General features: G+C 60.6%; 23 protein-coding genes. 9 read left to right on the top strand and 14 right to left on the bottom strand.

What is annotated here, in order from left to right:
* Window positions 1–11: 11 nt before the first annotated feature.
* Together HMPREF2781_RS04010 and HMPREF2781_RS04005 are read right to left on the bottom strand one after the other, a co-directional pair.
* Window positions 12–716 carry a glycerophosphodiester phosphodiesterase family protein gene (locus tag HMPREF2781_RS04010; protein ID WP_049156880.1) on the bottom strand — a complete coding sequence of 235 codons (705 nt, stop codon included), beginning with the start codon at window positions 714–716 and terminating at the stop codon, window positions 12–14.
* Window positions 716–1,663, bottom strand: a complete 948-nt coding sequence (locus HMPREF2781_RS04005; protein ID WP_070443241.1) for an L-lactate dehydrogenase — start codon at window positions 1,661–1,663, stop codon at window positions 716–718. The genes HMPREF2781_RS04010 and HMPREF2781_RS04005 overlap by 1 nt, the downstream gene beginning before the upstream one ends.
* Window positions 1,664–1,803: 140 nt before the next feature.
* On the opposite strand from HMPREF2781_RS04005, the gene HMPREF2781_RS04000 reads away from it, so the two are divergent.
* Window positions 1,804–3,645, top strand: coding sequence for an alpha/beta-hydrolase family protein (locus HMPREF2781_RS04000; RefSeq protein WP_070644476.1), 1,842 nt, complete (start codon window positions 1,804–1,806; stop codon window positions 3,643–3,645).
* Window positions 3,646–3,669: 24 nt separating this feature from the next.
* Here HMPREF2781_RS04000 and msrA read toward each other — a convergent pair whose 3' ends face one another.
* Window positions 3,670–4,320, bottom strand: a complete 651-nt coding sequence (msrA, locus tag HMPREF2781_RS03995; RefSeq protein WP_070523890.1) for a peptide-methionine (S)-S-oxide reductase MsrA — start codon at window positions 4,318–4,320, stop codon at window positions 3,670–3,672.
* Window positions 4,321–4,483: 163 nt separating this feature from the next.
* On the opposite strand from msrA, the gene HMPREF2781_RS03990 reads away from it, so the two are divergent.
* Window positions 4,484–5,086 (top strand): superoxide dismutase, encoded by a 603-nt coding sequence (locus HMPREF2781_RS03990; RefSeq protein WP_070523894.1) that lies wholly within the window; start codon window positions 4,484–4,486, stop codon window positions 5,084–5,086.
* Between the two features lie 318 nt (window positions 5,087–5,404).
* Here the strand turns inward: HMPREF2781_RS03990 and HMPREF2781_RS03985 are convergent, their stop codons facing one another.
* Complete coding sequence (locus HMPREF2781_RS03985; protein WP_070644475.1) at window positions 5,405–6,277, bottom strand: LysR substrate-binding domain-containing protein; 873 nt, start codon at window positions 6,275–6,277, stop codon at window positions 5,405–5,407.
* A 70-nt stretch (window positions 6,278–6,347) separates the two neighbouring features.
* Between HMPREF2781_RS03985 and HMPREF2781_RS03980 the strand changes: the two genes are divergently transcribed.
* Window positions 6,348–7,499 carry an MFS transporter gene (locus HMPREF2781_RS03980; protein WP_070644474.1) on the top strand — a complete coding sequence of 384 codons (1,152 nt, stop codon included), beginning with the start codon at window positions 6,348–6,350 and terminating at the stop codon, window positions 7,497–7,499.
* Window positions 7,500–7,510: 11 nt separating this feature from the next.
* The gene (locus HMPREF2781_RS03975) at window positions 7,511–8,803 is read left to right on the top strand and encodes a copper oxidase (protein ID WP_070644473.1); all 1,293 of its coding nucleotides are present in this window, start codon (window positions 7,511–7,513) and stop codon (window positions 8,801–8,803) included.
* A 125-nt stretch (window positions 8,804–8,928) separates the two neighbouring features.
* On the opposite strand, the gene HMPREF2781_RS03970 is transcribed toward HMPREF2781_RS03975, so the two are convergent.
* Window positions 8,929–10,365, bottom strand: coding sequence for a TM0106 family RecB-like putative nuclease (locus HMPREF2781_RS03970; RefSeq protein ID WP_210385999.1), 1,437 nt, complete (start codon window positions 10,363–10,365; stop codon window positions 8,929–8,931).
* A 76-nt stretch (window positions 10,366–10,441) separates the two neighbouring features.
* Between HMPREF2781_RS03970 and HMPREF2781_RS03965 the strand changes: the two genes are divergently transcribed.
* Together HMPREF2781_RS03965 and HMPREF2781_RS03960 are read left to right on the top strand one after the other, a co-directional pair.
* Window positions 10,442–11,074, top strand: a complete 633-nt coding sequence (locus HMPREF2781_RS03965) for a DUF6474 family protein (RefSeq protein WP_070443229.1) — start codon at window positions 10,442–10,444, stop codon at window positions 11,072–11,074.
* 102 nt (window positions 11,075–11,176) lie between these two features.
* Window positions 11,177–11,494, top strand: coding sequence for a histone-like nucleoid-structuring protein Lsr2 (locus HMPREF2781_RS03960; protein WP_070644472.1), 318 nt, complete (start codon window positions 11,177–11,179; stop codon window positions 11,492–11,494).
* On the opposite strand, the gene HMPREF2781_RS03955 is transcribed toward HMPREF2781_RS03960, so the two are convergent.
* Together HMPREF2781_RS03955 and HMPREF2781_RS03950 are read right to left on the bottom strand one after the other, a co-directional pair.
* A complete protein-coding gene (locus tag HMPREF2781_RS03955; protein WP_010188464.1) occupies window positions 11,491–12,129 on the bottom strand; it encodes a LuxR C-terminal-related transcriptional regulator in 639 nt (212 codons plus the stop codon). The two genes, HMPREF2781_RS03960 and HMPREF2781_RS03955, sit on opposite strands and share 4 nt — an antisense overlap.
* A gap of 36 nt (window positions 12,130–12,165) precedes the next feature.
* A complete protein-coding gene (locus HMPREF2781_RS03950) occupies window positions 12,166–13,338 on the bottom strand; it encodes a sensor histidine kinase (RefSeq protein WP_070644471.1) in 1,173 nt (390 codons plus the stop codon).
* Here HMPREF2781_RS03950 and HMPREF2781_RS03945 point away from each other — a divergent pair.
* The gene (locus HMPREF2781_RS03945; RefSeq protein WP_070443336.1) at window positions 13,337–13,891 is read left to right on the top strand and encodes a DUF2020 domain-containing protein; all 555 of its coding nucleotides are present in this window, start codon (window positions 13,337–13,339) and stop codon (window positions 13,889–13,891) included. The genes HMPREF2781_RS03950 and HMPREF2781_RS03945 overlap by 2 nt on opposite strands.
* Before the next feature lie 20 nt (window positions 13,892–13,911).
* Here the strand turns inward: HMPREF2781_RS03945 and HMPREF2781_RS12495 are convergent, their stop codons facing one another.
* Together HMPREF2781_RS12495 and HMPREF2781_RS03940 are read right to left on the bottom strand one after the other, a co-directional pair.
* On the bottom strand, window positions 13,912–14,064 hold the full coding sequence (locus HMPREF2781_RS12495) for a hypothetical protein (protein ID WP_010188461.1): 153 nt from the start codon (window positions 14,062–14,064) through the stop codon (window positions 13,912–13,914).
* Window positions 14,064–14,822, bottom strand: a complete 759-nt coding sequence (locus tag HMPREF2781_RS03940) for a class E sortase (RefSeq protein WP_070443223.1) — start codon at window positions 14,820–14,822, stop codon at window positions 14,064–14,066. The genes HMPREF2781_RS12495 and HMPREF2781_RS03940 overlap by 1 nt, the downstream gene beginning before the upstream one ends.
* A 65-nt stretch (window positions 14,823–14,887) precedes the next feature.
* On the opposite strand from HMPREF2781_RS03940, the gene yidC reads away from it, so the two are divergent.
* Window positions 14,888–15,874 carry a membrane protein insertase YidC gene (gene yidC / locus HMPREF2781_RS03935; protein ID WP_070443221.1) on the top strand — a complete coding sequence of 329 codons (987 nt, stop codon included), beginning with the start codon at window positions 14,888–14,890 and terminating at the stop codon, window positions 15,872–15,874.
* Here yidC and HMPREF2781_RS03930 read toward each other — a convergent pair.
* The 4 genes from HMPREF2781_RS03930 to HMPREF2781_RS12490 all read right to left on the bottom strand — a co-directional run bounded on the left by HMPREF2781_RS03930 (window position 15,831) and on the right by HMPREF2781_RS12490 (window position 17,991).
* On the bottom strand, window positions 15,831–16,439 hold the full coding sequence (locus HMPREF2781_RS03930; protein WP_070644470.1) for a TetR/AcrR family transcriptional regulator: 609 nt from the start codon (window positions 16,437–16,439) through the stop codon (window positions 15,831–15,833). The two genes, yidC and HMPREF2781_RS03930, sit on opposite strands and share 44 nt — an antisense overlap.
* Window positions 16,440–16,507: 68 nt before the next feature.
* Window positions 16,508–16,768: a GlsB/YeaQ/YmgE family stress response membrane protein gene (locus tag HMPREF2781_RS03925; protein WP_070443217.1), complete on the bottom strand. Its 261-nt coding sequence runs from the start codon at window positions 16,766–16,768 to the stop codon at window positions 16,508–16,510.
* A gap of 139 nt (window positions 16,769–16,907) precedes the next feature.
* The gene (locus tag HMPREF2781_RS03920; RefSeq protein ID WP_070443215.1) at window positions 16,908–17,804 is read right to left on the bottom strand and encodes a universal stress protein; all 897 of its coding nucleotides are present in this window, start codon (window positions 17,802–17,804) and stop codon (window positions 16,908–16,910) included.
* 46 nt (window positions 17,805–17,850) lie between these two features.
* Window positions 17,851–17,991 carry a hypothetical protein gene (locus HMPREF2781_RS12490; RefSeq protein WP_168160887.1) on the bottom strand — a complete coding sequence of 47 codons (141 nt, stop codon included), beginning with the start codon at window positions 17,989–17,991 and terminating at the stop codon, window positions 17,851–17,853.
* Between HMPREF2781_RS12490 and HMPREF2781_RS03915 the strand changes: the two genes are divergently transcribed.
* Complete coding sequence (locus HMPREF2781_RS03915) at window positions 17,927–18,979, top strand: pseudouridine synthase (protein WP_083308523.1); 1,053 nt, start codon at window positions 17,927–17,929, stop codon at window positions 18,977–18,979. The genes HMPREF2781_RS12490 and HMPREF2781_RS03915 overlap by 65 nt on opposite strands.
* Window positions 18,980–19,085: 106 nt before the next feature.
* Here the strand turns inward: HMPREF2781_RS03915 and HMPREF2781_RS12605 are convergent.
* Window positions 19,086–19,266: hypothetical protein (locus HMPREF2781_RS12605; protein ID WP_210385998.1), on the bottom strand; the 181-nt coding region annotated here is incomplete at its 5' end.

Raw genomic sequence — 19,266 nt, 5'->3', positions numbered from 1 at the left:
TTACCTGTTCATTACAGCTCAATGGCATGCAGGGCCACTTCCGGCTGGTTCGTGGCGAGAATATCTACCCCGTTGGCCCACGCCCACTTCATGTCCGCGGGTTTATCGATGGTCCACATGTACGTGGGCAAGCCGTGCGCGCCGATCGCGTCGGGCTGCAGCTTGCCGCGCAACAGCGACATGCCCAGGCCAGTGGGCTGCGACAACAGGATGTCGGGACGGTTGAAATGGCGCTCCCAATCGCGGCGCAGGTAGATGCGGTCGACGTGCGGGGCAAGTGCTGCCATTCGACGAATGGCCCGGTGGGAAAAGGAAATCATGTGGATCCGGGGGTCGTCGAGAAGCCCTGCGTAGCGCAGCCGCAGCACCATCTGTTCTTCGAGGATGTCGCCTTGCCCCGAGGGATGCTTGGTCTCAATGTAGAGGTGGTGTTTCTTATCCCCGAGCATGTCGAGGAGTTCGTCGAGAAGCAGCATGCGCTGGCCGCCGCCAATCTTCAGGCGGCGCAGCTCCTCCCAGGTCATCCGAGACACTCGGCCTGAGCCATTCGTGGTGCGGTCCAGTGTGGGATCGTGATGAACCACCACCTTGCCGTCGCTGCTCAGGCGGATATCGCACTCGATACCGTGAATGGGTAGCTCGAGCGCTTTTTCAAAGGCAAGAGGGGATAGCTCCGGATATTTCCCGGAGTATCCCCTGTGGGCGACAATCTTCACTAGCCGAAGATTTCTTCCTTGATGGTGTTGAGAGTGTTGAAGGAGTTCTCGAAGCGCTCCTTCTCGTGGTCATCGAGGGCCAGCTCGATAACGCGGTTGACGCCGGAGCGGTCAACGATGGCCGGGGTGCCGATGAAGACATCCTCGTGGCCGTACTCGCCCTGCAGGTAGGCAGAGACCGGGAGAGCGACGGCCTGGTTCTGGATGACCGCGCGGGTGATCCGGGCCAGGGCCATGCCGATGCCGTAGGAGGTGGAGCCCTTAGCGTCGATGATGTGGTAGGCAGCGTCGCGGGTGTCCTCGAAGATCTTCTCGATGCGCTCGTTGTAGCCCGGGTCCTTTTCAGAACGGTGGGACAGGGAGACACCTGCGATGTTGGCGGAGGAGACGACCGGCAGCTCGGAATCGCCGTGCTCACCGATGATGTAGGCGTGGACGGAGGTCGGTGCCACGTCATCCATTTCAGAGAGCATGTAGCGGTAGCGGGCCGAGTCCAGGACGGTGCCGGAGCCGATGACGCGCTGGTGCGGGAAGCCGGAGGCCTTCCACACTGCGTAGGTCAGCAGGTCCACCGGGTTGGAGGCGACCAGGAAGATGCCGTCGAAGTCATTCTTCATGACGTCCGCCACGATGGAGTTCATGATCTTGACGTTCTTGTCCACGAGCTGCAGGCGGGTCTCGCCGGGCTTCTGAGCGGCGCCGGCGCAGATGACGACCATGGAAGCGTCCTTGCAGTCTTCGTAGGTACCCTTGGTCACGCGGGTGCGGGACGGGGCCCAGACGACGCCATGGTTGAGGTCCATGACGTTGCCCTCGAGCTTCTTTTCGTCGATGTCGATGATGGCCAGGTGATCAACAGTGCCCTGGTTGACCAGAGCGTAGGCGTAAGCAACTCCAACGTCGCCAGCGCCGATGAGTACTACTTTGTTTCCAACATGATTTCCCATGACTCCTATTGTGCCCCTAATGTCCGAGTTTTGCTCGTTATGCGCCCGAATTCACAGGTTAAGTAGTCCGATCTCACATTTTTATGCCCGATTAGGTCTGATTAGTGGCATCACTGCACGTTCGCCCCAAAGCTGGTTCAATGGCCAGCATGCGTCAACTCGCGCGCCGCATCGCCCTCAAAACCGCCCGCACAGGACTTCAGGCTGCCATCTTTTCCTTGGAGCTCATCAGTGATCTCACCCCTGGAATGCGCATGACCGGCAGGCGGCGCCTGCCGCAAAATATGTGGCCCGGGCTCTTCGGCGCCGAAGTAGCGACCTGGGCAGCCGTCTCCCCGTCGCTATTGCCACGCCCGTGGTGGGTTACCGCTGCCAACGTGGCCATCGGCCAAGGCGCGGGACATCTCGCCGCCACCACCGCGGCTTTCGCAGCGAAGCGCGCCCTACGCCACGCGGGCCGGCGCCCCCAGGATCGGGTCGGCCCCACCACTCGGCGCTATTCCTACTACTTGCTGGGGCTCGGAACCTTCATCGCGGGCATACGCTCCCTGCGCAACCAAACAGAGCAGGCCCGCCTCGTGGGCAAACTCAATGACCGCGGCCCGCAATCCGCCGCACTAGGAATGATGGTGGGTACCGCAGGCTACGGCGCCTTGCTTATCGTAGGGGAGGCGGCTCAGCTTACCGTCACTCAACTTTCTCTCCAGGTGCAGCGTTGGCTGCCCCGGTGGATTGCCTGGCCCCTAGCCGGCGGCGCGGTGGGCTTCGCCGCGGCCGTGGCCAGCGACCGCATGGTCTGGCGCCGGCTGCTCCACAAAGCCACTATCCAGGGCCTTGCCCTCAACAAGCTCGTCTATCCGGGATCTGTCATGCCGTGGGAGCCGGAACGCTCCGGCAGCCCATGGTCCCATGAGCAGTGGACGGCTGTCGGCTCACAGGGCCGCGTTTTTCTCGACCGTGGCCCCCGCGCCCAGGACATCAAAGAGGTCATGCACTTTGACCGAGCGCGCGAACCAATACGCATTTACATCGGCCTCATCCGCGGCCGTGGTCCGCACGCCGCCGCCCGCCACGCGGTGGCGGAGATGGACCGCACGGGGGCCTTCCACCGCGACACCATCGTGCTGCAGATGCCCTCCGGCTCAGGCTGGATCAATAATTATTCGGTCAGTGGCTATGAATTCCTCACGCGCGGCAATTGCGCCACCGTGGCCTTGCAATTCGACTACCTGCCTTCCATGTTTTCCTACCTGGTGGATAAAAACCTCTCCCGCACTTTTGCGCGCGAGCTCATCGCCGCTGTTCACGCCCGCCTCGAGCTCTTGCCCGAAGACAACCGCCCCAAGCTGTACTTAAGCGGCGAATCCCTGGGCTGCTATGCCATCGTGGAAAACTATGAGACGGTCGAAGATTTGCTCGCGGCGTGCGATGGCGCGGTATTCACTGGGCCACCCCGGATGACCAGTTTCATGCGCCGCCTGCACCGCGAACGCGGCTCCTTGGAGCGCTTGCCGCTTATCGACGGCGGCCGGCACCTCCGCTTCGCCGCAGTCCCCGCCCACATGGAGCACGATGCCTTCGGCGAGCCTTATGGCCCCTGGGAGCGCCCGCGGGTAGCGGTGGGGCAACACGCCTCCGATGCCATCGTGTGGTGGGATAGCAAGCTCATTTATGCCCGCCCCAACTGGATCCACGAGCCGACCCCGCAGACCTTGTACGCAGATACTTTTAACAACCTGCGCTGGCATCCGTTCATCACCTTCTGGCAGGTAGCACTGGACCAGATCAACTCGCTCAACGTGCCGGGCGGCCACGGGCACAACTACTTCGAGGAAACCTTCTGGTACTGGGATTCCGTCCTCGGATCCCAAACGCGCACACAACTCACCCCGGAATTAGCCGAGCGCATGCGGGTCTTCGTGGAGCGCGACCAGCTCAACAAACCTTCCGACTTCCGCACGCATGTGCGCAAGCAGCTCTAGCCGGACTCACGTCCGTAAGCAGCTCTAGCCGCACTTCACACCGGTGCTGTGGTGCGGGCAATAGCCATTGGGCACCTTATGCAGGTACTGCTGGTGCTCGTCCTCAGCCAGGTAGTACTGGCCTGAGTCCGTCTCACTGAGGAGGGTGACTTCGGTGGTGGTGGCGCCGAAGCCGGCGTCGGCAAGCTTGCCCGCGTAGGAATCCACAAGCTGCTGGATCTCCGCGCGTTCCTCTTCGGTCTCGGGGTAGAAAGCCGAGCGGTACTGCGTGCCCACGTCGTTGCCCTGGCGGAATCCCTGGGTCGGATCGTGGGCTTCCAAGGCCTTGACCACGAGGTCGCGCAAGCTCACGCGCTGCGGATCATACGTAATCTGGACAGCCTCCGCATGGTTGGTCAGCCCGCGACAGACCTCATAATAAGTGGGATTCGGCGTGGTGCCGCCCGCATAGCCCACGGACGTGGACTCCACGCCCTCAGTTTCCCAGAACATCTTCTCCGCGCCCCAGAAACAGCCGATGGCGATGATGAGGGACCTCTGCCCCTCTTTCCACGGTCCAGTAATCGGAGTGTCTAACACCGCGTGGGGCTGTGGGGCCTCTAAGACGGGCTCCGCGCGCCCGGGAAGGGCGTCCTTAGCCGCCACCAGCGTGGGCTCTGGCCTGAAAAGAAACATGCTGGATTCTCCTTCGCTTAGTGTTGTCCTCCCCTTATACTCCGCTGCATTGCCTGCAATCCAGGTTTTTGTTCACGGCAGCTCCCATAGAAAAAATATTGTGGCCAAATTCTCATCCGGCCCCTACCATGGGGCCTCGTACCCCAAAGAAAGGATGAAACAAATGGCTGTTTACGAACTTCCGGAACTCGACTACGCATACGATGCCCTGGAGCCGCACATCTCCGCTGAGATCATGGAGCTGCACCACTCCAAGCACCATGCTGGCTACGTTGCTGGCGCTAACGCTGCGCTCGAGGCTCTGGAGGAGCAGCGCAACGGCGAGGCTAACGCTGACGCCATCCGCGCCCTGTCCAAGAACCTTGCCTTCAACTTGGGTGGCCACACCAACCACTCCATCTTCTGGAAGAACCTCTCCCCGAACGGCGGCGGCGAGCCCACCGGCGAGCTGGCTGAGGCTATTAACCGTGACTTCGGCTCCTTCGAGAAGTTCAAGGCTCACTTCTCCGCCGTTGCTACCGGCCTGCAGGGTTCCGGCTGGGCAGTTCTGGGCTACGACCACGTTGCTGGCCGCCTGGTTATTGAGCAGCTGACTGATCAGCAGGGCAACATTTCTGTGAACTTCACCCCGCTGCTGATGCTGGATATGTGGGAGCACGCCTTCTACCTCCAGTACAAGAACGTGAAGGCTGATTACGTCAAGGCTGTCTGGAACGTCTTCAACTGGGATGACGTTGCTGAGCGTTACGCTGCTGCCACCAAGTAAGCACTCTGGCCTCCTTTAAGGCCATATAGTTTCGACCGCGCTGGGTCCTCTTCATTGAGGCTCAGCGCGGTTTCGCGTTGTGACTCCCTCTACAGGCTTTGCGGAGGACCACCCAACCCCGATATCCAGACCGCAACTGCCCGATCCGCCAAAGTTATGCGCCGCCATTGCAGATCCGAGAGGGATCTTCGTCATGTTGGGCAGTTGGCCTATCCGTTAAGACACTCTGCCGCCTGGGAGCACCAGTGCCAGGCTGCCACACGAGGTCTCCAGCCCTGAAACGCTCCGCGCGTTGGCGGCCGCGCTGCCGTTCGATAGCTAGTCAGCGGTGCGTGCCACAACGAAATCCTTGAAGTGCTCCACCGGCGGGGCATCATCGCCCTCGCGCCACACCAAACCCAGCTCACGGTAGGCCTCCGGTTCTAAGGGAATGAGGTTGCGGGCTTTCAGGTACGGGTCATCAAGCGGCAGCAACGCTGATCCCAGTCCGGCGGCCACGAGGCCGGCCACGGTGGTCAGCTCCATCGACTCGAAGACCAGGCGGGGGCTAAAACCGGCTTCGCCTGCCAGGGAATCCAGAAGCATGCGCGTTCCATAACCCGGCAGCATGCCGATGAAGGGCTCGTCGCGAAAATCTTCCATGCGCACATTGCCTTTTCCTGCCGCCCAATGCCCTTCCGGGACCGCCAGCCCCAGTCGTTGCAGCTTGAGCTGGTGCCAACCCAGCGGGCCTGGGTTTATAGGTCGGGGACCAACCAGCGCTAAGTCGGACTCGCCGGCTGCTACTCTGTCCACCAACTCCCGGGCCGCCCCCTGGTGCAGGCGAATATCCACGTGCGGGTGTTGAGCGCGATAAGCCTTGAGTAGCTCCGGGACCATCCACGTGCCCAGGGAATGCATGAAATCGAGGCGCACGGTACCGCGCTCCGGATCCATAAGTCGGGACACGGCATCGCGCGCAGCGGCTTCCGACAAAAGCATCCGCCGCGCGTGTTCCACGAAGGCCCGGCCGCGCGCATTGAGCCGCAGACGCCGGCCGCTGCGCTCAAACAGGCTGGCCCCCACTTCGGCTTCGATGCGCTGCACGCGGCGGGTCAGCGCGGATTGGGAGAGCCCGAGGGCGTCGGCAGCCGCGCCGACGAGGCCATGGTCGGCCACGGCGACGACGCCGCGCACATCCTCCAGATTCATGCACACCTCGCATGCTTTATGTGACTTTTAGACATTTTACACATAACCCGCGCTAGGCCATGCTTGATGCATGACCAGAACGCGGCGCGCCACCATTGCCATGCTCTTCGTGGGCCTGGCAATTTTTTCTTGCCTCTACCCCACCCAAGCCATGCTGCCCACCTTGGTGGAGGACATGGGCATGTCCCCCACGGAAGCCGCCATGACCATCTCCGCGGCCACGGGTGCCCTGGCCATCTGCGTGATCCCCGTGTCCATCATCTCCGAGCGCATCGGACGCGGAAAACTGCTGCTTGTGTCCACCATCGCGGCCACGCTCATCGGCATGCTCGTTCCGCTGGCCCCCAACCCAGAAATCCTCATCGCCACCCGCGCGCTCCAGGGAGCCGTCATCGCCGGCGCACCTGCTACCGCCATGGCCTGGATTTCGGAGGAGCTAGAAAGTTCCTACGTTGCCCGTGCCATGGGTTTGTACATCGCCGGCACCACCATCGGCGGACTGACCGGCCGTCTCATCCCGACTGGGCTGCTCGAGCTCACGTCCTGGCGCTGGGCCCTGGCAGGCTCCAGCCTGGTCACACTCATCCTGGCCATCATCGCGGCGATCTTGCTGCCCTACCAACAGAATTTCACCCCGAAGGAGATTCACTTCCGCTCGGAGCTGCGCGCCATCTTCCGCCATGCCCGGGACACCCGCCTGATCCCCTTATTCATCGTGGCCTTCGTGGCGATGGGCACCTTCGTGTCCCTCTATAACTTCTTGGCTTTTAGGCTCATCGACCACTTCCACCTCTCGCCGGGCTTGGCTGGCTTGGTCTTCCTCTTCTACCTCACCGGAACCTGGTCCTCGGCGCGCGCTGGCCGGCTGGTTACCCAAGTGGGCCATGCCAACACGCTGCTGCTCTCCTGCGCGCTCTTTGCCGTGGGCATCGCGCTCTGCATGGGCTCGCTGATCCCCACCCTGCTGGGCATCGTGCTCTTCACCATCGGTTTCTTCGCGGCGCACTCCACCGCCTCGGGCTGGGTGGGGCACATCGCCACCCACGACCGCGCGGAGGCCTCCAGCCTCTATGTCTTCTTCTACTACCTGGGCAGTTCTATCCTGGGCGCGCTGGCCGGCGTGCTCTTTGACTCCCTGTCGTGGATCGGCTTCATCACCGTCTACGCCGCCCTCGCCGCAGGTATCGCGGCGCTGAGTTGGGCCGTGAGAAAAACCGGATAAAATCGTGTTTTATGGATAAGTGGTCACCGCGTACATGGCACCGGAAGGCATCGCGCCCAGTCAGTCTGTGGATGATGGTCTTCCTCATCGCGGGCGCGACCCATACCTTTATTCCGAACTACCGCTGGGTTCTCATCCACCTCTTCACGCTCGGTATCCTCAGCAACAGCATCGTGGTGTGGTCCCAGCATCTCACCGAGAAGTTCGTGCAGCTCAAAGTACCTCTTTCTGCCCGCCCGCGGCAGCTCGCACGCATTTATCTGCTGAACATAGGCGTTGTTTTCACCCTCGTAGGGCAGATGCTCGTCGAAGCCTGGGAACGGCACTGGCTGCTTACGCTGGTGGGTGCCGCACTCGTTGCGACTGCCGTGGCTTGGCACGGCGCGGCCCTCTTTGCCTTATGGCGCCGCGCGGAATCCAAACGATTCCGCCCTGTCGTTGCTGGTTATGTGGCCTCCGCCTTCTTTCTTGCCGTGGGCGCCACCCTGGGCGCTTTCCTCGCGACGCATCCCTCCCATCCGCGCCTACTCATCGCCCACGTGGCTGCCAATATTGGCGGCTTCGTGGGCCTTGCGGCAGCCGGCTCACTGACCATCTTGTTCCCCTCCATCTGGCGCACCAAGGGAATCAATCCGCGCATGAGCTTAAGCTTCACCCTGCTGGGCCTAGGCGTGCTAGCTACTCTGGTGGGCAGCATCTGGAATGTTCCGCAGGTAGGCCTCATCCTCTACTGCGCGGGCTGGGCGCTCAGCCTGCAGGGCTGGCTCATCAATGTCCTCACCGTGCTCGACGATCCGCGCGGACGCATTACCTTCCCAGCGCTTTCTGTGCTCTTTTCCTCCCTGTGGCTGCTCGGCGGGCTGGTGTACTACACCACCCAGCACTTCTTCTCTAGCGAGCCAAAGATTCCCATGCTCGCCCTCGTCGTTGGTTTTGCTGCCCAGCTGCTCATTGGCGTCATGGGCTATATGCTGCCCACCACGATGGGCGGCGGCCCTTCAGCGGTACGGGCGGGCCTGCGCGAATACAACCGCTGGGGGCTCGGGCGATCCGTCTTCATTAACGGCGGACTCGCCCTGTGGCTAGCCACCGATAGTTCCCTCACCATGGTTGCCGCCTCCCTGCTCTGCCTTGGTTCCATGGCAGTCTTCCCCATCCTCACCGCCCGCGCGGTCAAGGCCCAGAAAGCCGTGCTACTCAAGAAGGCCGAAGGCCCAGCCCCGACGAGCACCACGGATTGGGACCAGGCCTGGGTGGCCCTTGCAGTGCTCATCATCCTCGGCGGACTCAGCCTCATCCTGTAGATCCCCAGACCTCGATCCCGCAACCTCCTGCGTGAGCGGTGGGCGTCGGCAAGCGCTTGGCGACGCCCACCTGCAGGTTGCGGGTTTCAGGTCTGGGGCCTTGCAAACAGGAAGGCAGAGAGAAGCTAGGGCTCGAGGGGGGACACTCCCGGCGCGCCGTGAGACATCCACTCGCGGACGGCGTGGGTAGCGCGCACATCGCCCGCGTTGTAGCGCAGAATCTGCGCCCGCGCGGCGGCATCCCCGGCAACGGCGGCGCGGCGGGCATTGACGGATTCCTCACCATCAAACTCTTCCGGCCATTCGAAACCCGCAACGGGGGCCACGGTCTTCAGGCCCAGCCCCGCAGTGCCAGCGAAACTGCGCTTGACGTGGGCGAACATATCCACCCATTCTTCCGAGGAGATGAACTCTTCCACCTCCTGGAGACTGGGCTTAGAAAAACGTTGGGCGGATCTGCGCATCCAATGGTTCTCACCATGGGCGGAGTAGCAGTAGGCTGCGAAGGTCTTTCCTGCCTCATGTGCCTCAGCGCGCACCCGCATGAGCCAGTCCCAGAACTCAGCGAAATTCTCCGCTTCCGCGCGGCCACCGAGCAGTTCCCACGTCACGAAGGAATGGTATTCACCGTCCAGTAGCGCACCCCACAGGTAGGCCCCCTGATCCAGGTAGGCCTCCATATCCACATCAACCTCGACATCCGCGCGGGGAACGCTGACCCGGTCACGGCGCAACAGTGGGACGCCTTCACGCCAGGCAGCGGCAAGGGCGGAAGGGGTGCCGAGGGAGGCATCAATAAGCCCTTGCACTGTCGTGATACCGCGCTCACGATAGGGCTTCGCGCGGTCGCCCGGCAGAAAGAGCGAGATGTCATCGCGGGCTTCCAGCTCCTCCCGGCACAAAGGCCAAAAGCGGCAGGAGGCGCACTCTTTAACGCGGCGTGGGCCCGCTGGTAGTGGCTGCGCCAACGCCTCATCGATGGCAAAACGCGAGGTATCCGTAACAAAAGCTTGGCTGCGATCCTGGCCAATCGCAGCGCCCCTGCCGGAATTCAGGCCTACTTCTTCCAAGCCCCGCGCGGCCAAGGCCAACCGGTAGCCATCGACGGCATGGTGCCGAATCTTGTACTTTGCCGGTAGCGGCTCACTCAACCCCAAACGATGGGTAGGCACAACCAGCGTACGCGAGCTCTCGTGCGGGCGGGCCACGCGGTGATCAGAAACGATGACAGGACTGTATTTGTCCCCATCCCGCACTAGGAGCTCCACGCGCACCATCCACTCGGAAGTAGAAAACACAGCGTTCGTAATGTGCGTATAGCCGTGAACAAGTGCTTCCAGTGTGGCAAGCGCTCGCTCGAAATCATCCCCCTCCAGGTCAATCCGGCGGAAACGCCCTGGCCCCTTCTTGGGAAGGCGGCTGAGCGCAGCATCGATGGCGGCCGCGTGGCGCTCCGCGCGGGCTTGGCTCACCGCGGTGCGTGGGATCTCGGGATGCGCGCGGCGCTGCACTAAGCGATAACGGCAGCCCACAAGATCCGTGGCAACGAGCACATCCTTCACAGCAGGTGAGCTTAGTAGACCACCTTGCTAGAGTTGTAGCGAGACCCTAAAGATAGATTAATAAAAGGACGTTTCAATGGGCATTATGAAGAAAATCCGCAAGGCCCGCCGTGAGGCCCGCGCTGAGATCAAGGCCGCTAAGACCCGCGCAAAGGCAGAGGTCAAGGCTGCAGATAAGGCCAAGCACCGCCAGCAGAAGCTGCTGGCCAAGCAAGAAAAGGCACTTATTAAGTCTGAGGAAAAGGGCTTAAAGAAGCGCCGCCAACACGAGTACAAAATGGCCAAGAAAGAACTCGAACGCATCAAGCAGGGCCGTTTTAATAAGGACAATGTCAAGCGCTATGCCGGTGCCCTGCGCACCGCAGCACCGCTTCTTTTGCCCTTGATCTACCGCGGCATCACTGCCGCCCAGCGCGAGGTGGAAAAGAAGCGCGCGCAGAAAGCCGGTGTCAGCGCCGAACAGCTGGCGTCCTTCTCCGGCCACGGCGCGCCGCTCAAGGCCCGCACCGCGGGTATCCGCAACTCTCTCAAGGACGCGCAGCTTCCCGCTGGTTTCAAGCGCGACGTCAAGGAGCGCCTCAACGAGCTTGACTCCGCGATTGACAATGCCGAGTACATGACTGATCAGCAGCGTCAGCGCGCGCACCGCTCTATTTCCGGCGAGATTGACTCACTGAACGACGAAATCCAGGCCAAGCTGGGCGCTTAGCCTCTCAGCGCGCAGACGTCTACCCTTCAAGCCGCACTACCCTCCCCCAAGCGGGGAGGACACTCGTCGCGTATCCACATCGTTCAGCCGGAATGGAGATTCATGGCCCGCCGCGAAATCACTCAGTTTTTTGATGATATCGATAACAAGCCCCTCAGTGAGGAAGAACTGATCGTCATCCGCTTCAGCGTTGACGGTAAGGACTATCTTCTCGACGTATCCCAAGAAAACGCCGACAAATTCCACGCTGCGCTGGACCCCTTCATCAAGGCGGCCCGCCACCCCGTTAAAAAGGACACCCGCCGCTATAAGCCAGCCGATGTCCGCGCGTGGGCCGCCAAGCACGGCTACCAGGTAGCTGAGCGCGGCAAGATCCCCAACGAGGTGATTTTGGCGTACCGCAACGCCAACAATCTTTAAAGAACGCCCTGCTCGCGGGCAGCAGCCACGGCGGAGGTGCGGGAGCGCACGCCTAGTTTGTCATAGATGTGAACTAGGTGAGACTTCACCGTCGCCTCTGACAGCATCAGTTCCACACCGATCTCACGGTTGGAGGAACCCGCCGCCACCAGCTTCAATACTTCAAGCTCGCGCGGGGTAAGGGAGGTGCGCGGGGTACGCACGCGGGTCATCAGTTTATCGGCCACCACGGGCGAGAGTGCCGAATCTCCTTCGGCCGCCGAACGTACCGCCGCGAGCAACTCCACCGGTGGCGCATCCTTCAGCAGGTAGCCCACCGCTCCGGCCTCGATGGCTCCGAGGATATCCGCATCGGTGTCATAGTTGGTCACCACGAGCACCTTGGGGGGATTCTCCATGGAGTAGCGGATAGCAGCGGTTGCTTCCGCGCCGCCCATGACGCGCGTGCCTTCGATGCCCGCGCCGAAACGCAGATCCATGAGGAGGACGTCGATGCCACCCGCCTGTGCCGCGGAAACAGCGGCCTCGGCCGTAGCTACCTCGCCCACGACCTCGATATCCTCTGCTCCCTCGAGCACCGAGCGTAGACCTAGGCGTACGATCTCGTGGTCGTCGGCAAGCAAGACCCTAATCACGGGCTTCCTCCTCATTGGTACAGTGTGGACAATTTCCTAATCTACATCGTTATCTAAGGGCACACTAACTGAGACCGCCGTGCCGCTGCCTGGCGTGGATTCAATCACGACTTCTCCGCCGAGCTCCTCTGCGCGCCTGCGCATCGCCGATAGACCAATATGGCCCAAACCCGCCGGCTTATTCTCCACCGCCGCGACATCAAAGCCCTCTCCATTGTCCACGACGTCCACGCGCACCTCATCCGGCGCATAGGTCACGGTGACCCGCGCCTTGCTGGCGTGAGCGTGCTTGACGACGTTCCCCATCGCCCCCTGCGCAATCCGCAACAGTGCTGCTTCCACCTTCATGGGCAACTGCTGCGTATCGCCCTCAACGTCCACAGACACGTCGACCCCACCGGTTGCCGCGAAATTATCCGCCATCCGCGTCATGGCAGCTCCCAGGGAAGTTTCCGAGAGTGCCGCCGGCTGAAGTGCCGCAATCATGGCGCGCGCTTCATGGAGGTTATCCGCTGCGGTGCGCCGCGCGAGCTCAATGCGCTCTTGTGCTTTGGGAATATCCTCTTGGTCGAGGTCTCGGTCAGCGGCATGCAGCAGCATCTGGATGGAGGACAGGCCCTGCGCCAGGGTGTCGTGGATCTCGTGGGCGATGCGCTGGCGCTCAGCCGTCATGCCTGCCGTGCGCTCAGACTCTACAAGTTGCGAACGGGTCTTCACCAATTCCTGGTTCATACGGCTCAGCGCCCGGAAGGCGTAGGTAATCGCGATTGTCACCAGGGCCGATACCGCGGGGCCCATGATGCCGCCGAAGGACAACCCACCCGGTATCTGCACCAGCACGGTCATCACCGTGGCCGCGATAACGCAGATGATGCCGGGGATCATCTCCAGTACGTAGAGGTACACAAAATACAGGGAAAACACGAGATAGATGGCCGCGGGCGCCACCGCCAAATCAGCGAGCCACAACACCGTGAGGATGACCATCCAGCCATAACGCGCGACGCGCGGAAGGGTCTCTAAGTAGGCCGACCCCCCGAAGTACACCACGGCAAAAGAAACCAAGAGCAAAAGGTTCAATACACCTTGCCACAGAGGAAGGCGTACCGTGGTAAAAATTGCCACCACCAGCAGCGTCGCTGTCAGGACGTGGATACCGTTGCGCAGGGCATCCGATTCAACCGAGCGCTGGTCTAGTGTGGACGTCATGCGCCACAGCCTACTTCCCTCGCTTACTGCCTGCCTGATCGGCATCGGCTTCGCCGTCGCAGGATGCTCGGATGCATCCAACCCCACGCCCAGCACCCCGGCCGCAAGTTCGGTGCCACACACCGACGCAGGCGATGGCCTACCTATCGACGCCACGGCTGAAGTCAGCGACTGGGAAGACTGCCCCTATCTGGATACCCAATGGGTGGCCGATACCAACGGGCAGAGGATGACCCGGTGGGGCGTCGACAAGCGCTTTAGCACCCCCGCCTGCGTGTTCTGGTCCTACCCCGAGGATCCACAGGCCACCGTCCTGGTTCGGCAGATGCCCAGCGTGGAGGAGGCCCGGGCCGTCGTGGATTGGGCCGCACCGGTAGAGGACACGGAGCTGGCCGAGTTCGATGGCTGGTCGGGTGGGCGCGGCGTCTTTGAGGACCACACGGTCTTTGCCGTGCAGAAGGACAACCACGCCGTGGTGGTGTGGTCGAACCAGCTGCAGACCCTCAAGCCCCAGCTCATAGCCCAGGAAGCCATCAAGAGCTTAGGTCTATAAAGACCTAAGCGTGTAAAAGCCTAAACGGCGACGTCGTTATAGGGCATCTGCGCTGCCACCCAAGGGAAAATAACCTCCATGAGCAGGAAGAAAACACCCACAGCCAGCGCCAGCGCCAGCACCGCCTTCACCGCGGTGGGGCCGGGCAACAAGTTCCAGAGTGCGCGATACATTAGTTCTCCTCCAAGACGGCGGGGCGGTCATTGTCATCCGTGCCGGGCGCTTTGGCCTCCCGGTCAGTCTCCATCGCGTGAATGATCATGCGCTCCGCATTGGAAAACTGCGGGTGGCACGTGGTGAGGGTGAGTAGGGATTCGCTGGGCTCAACCCCCTCCGCACCGGGGACGGGGTGGAGCACACTGACATCGCCCGGCAGCGTGATATGGCGGCCCTGCACCGAATGGTACTCCGGTTTGGCTTGCTGCTCTGGGCTGAAACAGCCGCCCGGGACACCATCAATGGGCAAAACACGGTAGGTGATCCACTCCGTTTCGGTTTCGATGACGATGGCATCACAGGTATCCAGGTTTCCCAGATCATTAAAGGGAGCGCCCTTGCCCACGCGGTGCCCGGCGACGGCAAAATTTCCCGGCTCACCGGGCATCTGTGTCTCCGTGTAGCGCCCTGGTCCGCGCAACAGATCATCCTCGTTGGTGCCTTCCAGAACCGCGAAAGCGAAATCCGATCCAAAGGCCGGTATGTAGAGGCGCGCAAAGGCCTCACCAAGTTTCGGGGCGTGGCCCCCTCCTCGCGGGTTGTGCCATTCTTCCTGCAGCGTCTCATTGGCTTGGTTCTGCATCTGGCCAGACTTGATGTTGGTCCAATAGGACTCATAGAAAGCGAAAAGCAGCAGCAGCACGCCGGCCGTCAGCATGAGCTCACCGATGACGGTACCTACGGTCGGTCGAGTGCGTGCAGTGGGGTGAGGCATACCAGCATCTTAGACTCCCTGTAACGTGTAAGTGCCCCACCACCCTGCAGGAAGAGGAGTAGGCGATGATCAGCATCTTCATGTACCCGGTCTCCGGAATCATGAAACTCTGGCACCTGCTATTTGCTTCTTTCCTGGACGGTTCGATGGCGTGGATCCTCACCATCGTCTTCCTGGTACTCACAGTCCGGGGAATCATCGCTCCGCTGAATTGGCTTTCCGTGAAGCAGGGCCGCATCGGCGCACTCATGCGCCCGGAGATGACCGAGCTCAACGAACGACTCAAGCAGGCCGATTCTGTCGATGATGCCGTCACTATCCTGACCAAGCAGCGCGATCTTAAGGAACGCTTCCAGCACAACCCCATGGTGGGTTGTTTCCCGGTTTTCCTCATCTTCCCAGCCTTCATCGGCCTCTACCAGGTGGTCCTTAGAGTCTCGGGCTCGGCGAATGAACCGGTGGGAATGCTCACGCTTGACGACGTCTCCTCCTTCCGCGCCTCCACCGTCTTCGGCGTCCCCCTCACCGACTTCGCCCGCGAGCATCACGACTTGATCCTGCCGATGCTCGTGGCGGCACTCGCGTTCACCTCGCTGAACACCCTTATCACGCTCTACCGCGGCTACCTCACCACTCTTTTCGATCAGAAGATTCCGCGCCGCTTGTTGTGGTTCATGGCGCTCACGGTCTTTCTCATCCCCTGGATGCTGTGGGCGGTAGCGTGGAACGGTCCCATCCCCGTGACCATCATTTTCTACTGGGGCTGCTCCTACCTCTTCACCTTGCTACAGACTTTGGCGTACGAATTCATCCTGCACAAGCGCTATCCCTTACCGGAAGCTGTCCACGAACAGCGGCGGGAGAGCATTCGACGCTGGCGGGCTAAGGAAAAGAAGAAAGAGAAGAAAGCCGCCAAACAGCGCCTCAAGGACAACCCTGCGTACAAGGAGGAGTTGGCTGCTGCCCGCAAACGCCACTCTGCGATTGTGGCGGAGGCACGCAAAATTCTTAAATCGAATAATCGGCCGGAGGCGCCGACAGAAGCTGAATAGCCAACTGCTTCGCGGTGACGAGCGGGGCGACGTCACGGGTCAGGCGGGCGCCGGCGAGACCACCATCAAGGAAGATAAGAATCTGGCTCGCCTGCTCCTCTGAGGGGTAGCCATTCTTGGCGTTAAGAAGTGCCGTGATGGTGGAATGAATCCACGTTCGGTGCTCCACGCAGGCGGCCACGATGCCCCGCTCGGCGTCTGTCTCTGGGCGTGGGTATTCGCCAGCCGCGTTAAGGAAGTGCGAGCCGCGAAACTCCATGGCTGGCTGCTCTTCGATGGCCTTGTCGAAGAAAGCCAGGATCTTGTTCTCCGGGTCAGTGGCATCTTCGGTGCGCTTTTGCCAATCTGCGCGGTATTCCTCATCGAGGGCCTCGACATAGGCGATGACGAGGGCATCCTTGGAGCCGAAAAGAGAATAGAGCGAAGCCTTTGCCACATCTGCCTCGCGCAAGATGCGGTCAATTCCGATGACGCGGATACCTTCGGTGGCAAAGAGCCGCGTGGCGGATTCGAGTAGTCGGCTACGCGGGCTCGGGCGATTACGGCGCGACTTCTTTTCGGCCATTTCTTCTCCTCACATGACAAAACCGGTTCATCTATACAATATAGACAAACCGGTATGTATGCGAATTATTATTTCTTGCGGCCCGTAATGGCCCCCACGATCCACAGCAGGATGCAAGCACCGACGGTCGCAGTAATAATCATCAGGAACCAGCTATCGCCGACATCCTTATTAAACAGCGCCAGCAAACCGCCACCAATGAGGCCGCCGATAACACCAACGATGAGGTTGGTGAACAGCCCCTGGTCACGCTTCATAATCTTCTCTGCGAGCCAACCCGCAATGATGCCAACAACAATCGATCCAAAGAAACCGAGACCAAGTCCCATGTCACTCACTCCTTCTCTCAACAGTAAATAGCTTTTATTTACGCACTTCCCACTGTACGCGTTAAAACATCAAAACGACCCGGGCCCACCATTTATCCAATAAATGGGCCCGAATCGTTATAGCGGAGTTATGCGAAGGTTACTCGGAGTCCGGACGTACCACCATCATCGGGCAGGGAGCGGACTGCAGCAACGCGCGGGAGGTAGAACCAAGCAGCATACCCTTGAAGCCACCTCGACCGTGGGAACCCACGACGAGCAGCTGAGCGCCCTCGGAAGCTTCCGTCAGCGCACGGACAGGACGGTCACGAGCGATAACCTTCTTCACCTGTACATCCGGGTACTTCTCTTGGAACTCTGCAAGGCGCTCGGTCAGCAGTTCTGCCTGCTCCTTCTCCACCTCAGCCCACTCCGCCTGGGCTGCCGAGAGGCCAGCCAGGGAAGCTTGAACCTGCATATCCATCCACGTGTGAACAGCAATCAGCTCTGCGCCACGGGCATCCGCTTCCTTGAAGGCGTAATCAGTTGCCTTCTGGGAGACCTCGGAGCCATCGACACCGATGACGACAGGACCGTACTTGGTGGACTCAGTGACGTGGTTATCCTCACGGACTACGACCACCGGGCAGGAGGCATGGGAGACCACGGAGGCAGAAACCGAACCCATGACCATTCCGGAAAGACCGCCCATGCCGCGGGAGCCCATCACAATCATGGTGACGTCCTTAGACATCTCCAACAGCATATCGATCGGGGAACCTTCAGCCACGGTGTGGCCAATCTTCAGATCCGGGGCAACCTTGTGGGCCTCGGCGCGGGCCTCCTCAATCTTTTGCAAGGTTTCCGCCTGGAGGTCATCGAAAAGCTCCTTCGGCGGGACCATGCCTTCGGCGTAGAGGAACTGCGGCATCGTATAACTCGATGCGATACGCAGTGGGATACCCCGCTTCACCGCAGTGTTGGCAGCCCAGCGGACGGCGTTCTTCGACGCTTCCGAACCATCGACGGCTACGACGACAATGTCTTCCTTTGCCATGACCTTTCCTTTCGAAGTGCTTACACTTCCAGTCTAATACCTATTATTAGACCTGTGGGGTGGTCGCAGCATCTGCGTTGGCAGGGAAGAGAATGTTGTAGGCGGCCACGACAATGTCACGAATGACGGCACCGATACCATTAGAGAAGAAATCGATGACGGGTGCGAGAATAGAGTTGAAATCCATGGGACAAAGAATATCGCAAAAAAGGCGTGGCGCAACACCACTTCCTATCCGCGATGGACTAAACCCCACTCACGCTCGCGTATCCGACGGGCCAATCACTGCGTGGGACTTCGTACACAACCTCATCACCACGCAGCGCCACCGGCACCCCGAAGACAACGAGGCCGCGCTACAGGCACGCTTCGATGCCAACGAAGTTGTACGCCAAGACGCTTCACCCCTACGCCCCGACAGCATCCTGGCTTCCAACGCCGTGGTGTACTTCTACCGCATGCCGGCACCAGAAACGCCCGTCCCATACGAAATACCGATTCTCTTTGAAGACGAACGCCTTTTGGTCGTCGACAAACCACCCTTCATGGCCACCATGCCCCGCGCCCGCCACATCACGGAGACTGCCACCGTGCGCCTGCGTCGGAAAACCGGAAACAACGAGTTATCCCCCGCGCACCGCCTCGACCGTCTCACTTCCGGCATCCTCGTCTTTACCAAGGACCGCTCCATACGGGGCGCCTACCAAACGCTGTTTGCCGAGCGCCGCGTCACCAAGACCTACGCAGCCATCGCGCCGCTTGCCGACGTCTCCCCCGGCACCGTCTGGCGCTCCCGCATGGAGAAGACCCCGGGGGAACTACAAGGACGCATCGTCGAAGGTGAAGTCAACGCCATCACCGAAGTCGCCGGCGTGGAGCCAGTAGATAAGGCCCCGTACGAAGCTATCCACGGAGCACTACCTGAGCTAGCGAAGTACACACTCAAACCACAGACCGGGAAGACTCATCAATTACGGCTCCATATGCTCCAAGCCGAAGCACCCATTATTGGCGACCCCATATACCCGGTCATTTACCCTGCCGAGGCCGAAGACATGCGGATACCAATGCATTTGACGGCAACGCACATCTCATTTGTTGACCCCTTAACTGGTGCCGACCGTGAATTCTCATCACAATTACCATTACAGACCTATCATCTATTAAATCCATAAATAGATAAACGAAAATAACATCGCCTCTGAACAGTGGCTATGGCCTGAACCCTGGAAAGCAGTTTGGTGCTTGATGTTCTCAACTTCGGGGTTGTGGGGTTGTGTCTTAGATGGCAGGGTAAGCGTTGTTGTTGAGGACGGCTCGGCCGCTTTCGGCGGGGTTTTGGTGGAAGAGCCCGGGCCTGTGCTTGGCTACTTGGGCTTGGTTGTTGCGTGTTTTATAAGTGCAGACGTGGAAGTACATACCTGCAGCGTGACTGATCAGCAGACGCGGGCCTGTACTTGGC

The organism is Corynebacterium sp. HMSC062A03, from assembly GCF_001811145.1.
GTDB lineage: Bacteria > Actinomycetota > Actinomycetes > Mycobacteriales > Mycobacteriaceae > Corynebacterium > Corynebacterium aurimucosum.
Note: the sequence above shows the minus strand (reverse complement) of the source record. Positions and strands in the feature narration are given on the sequence as shown.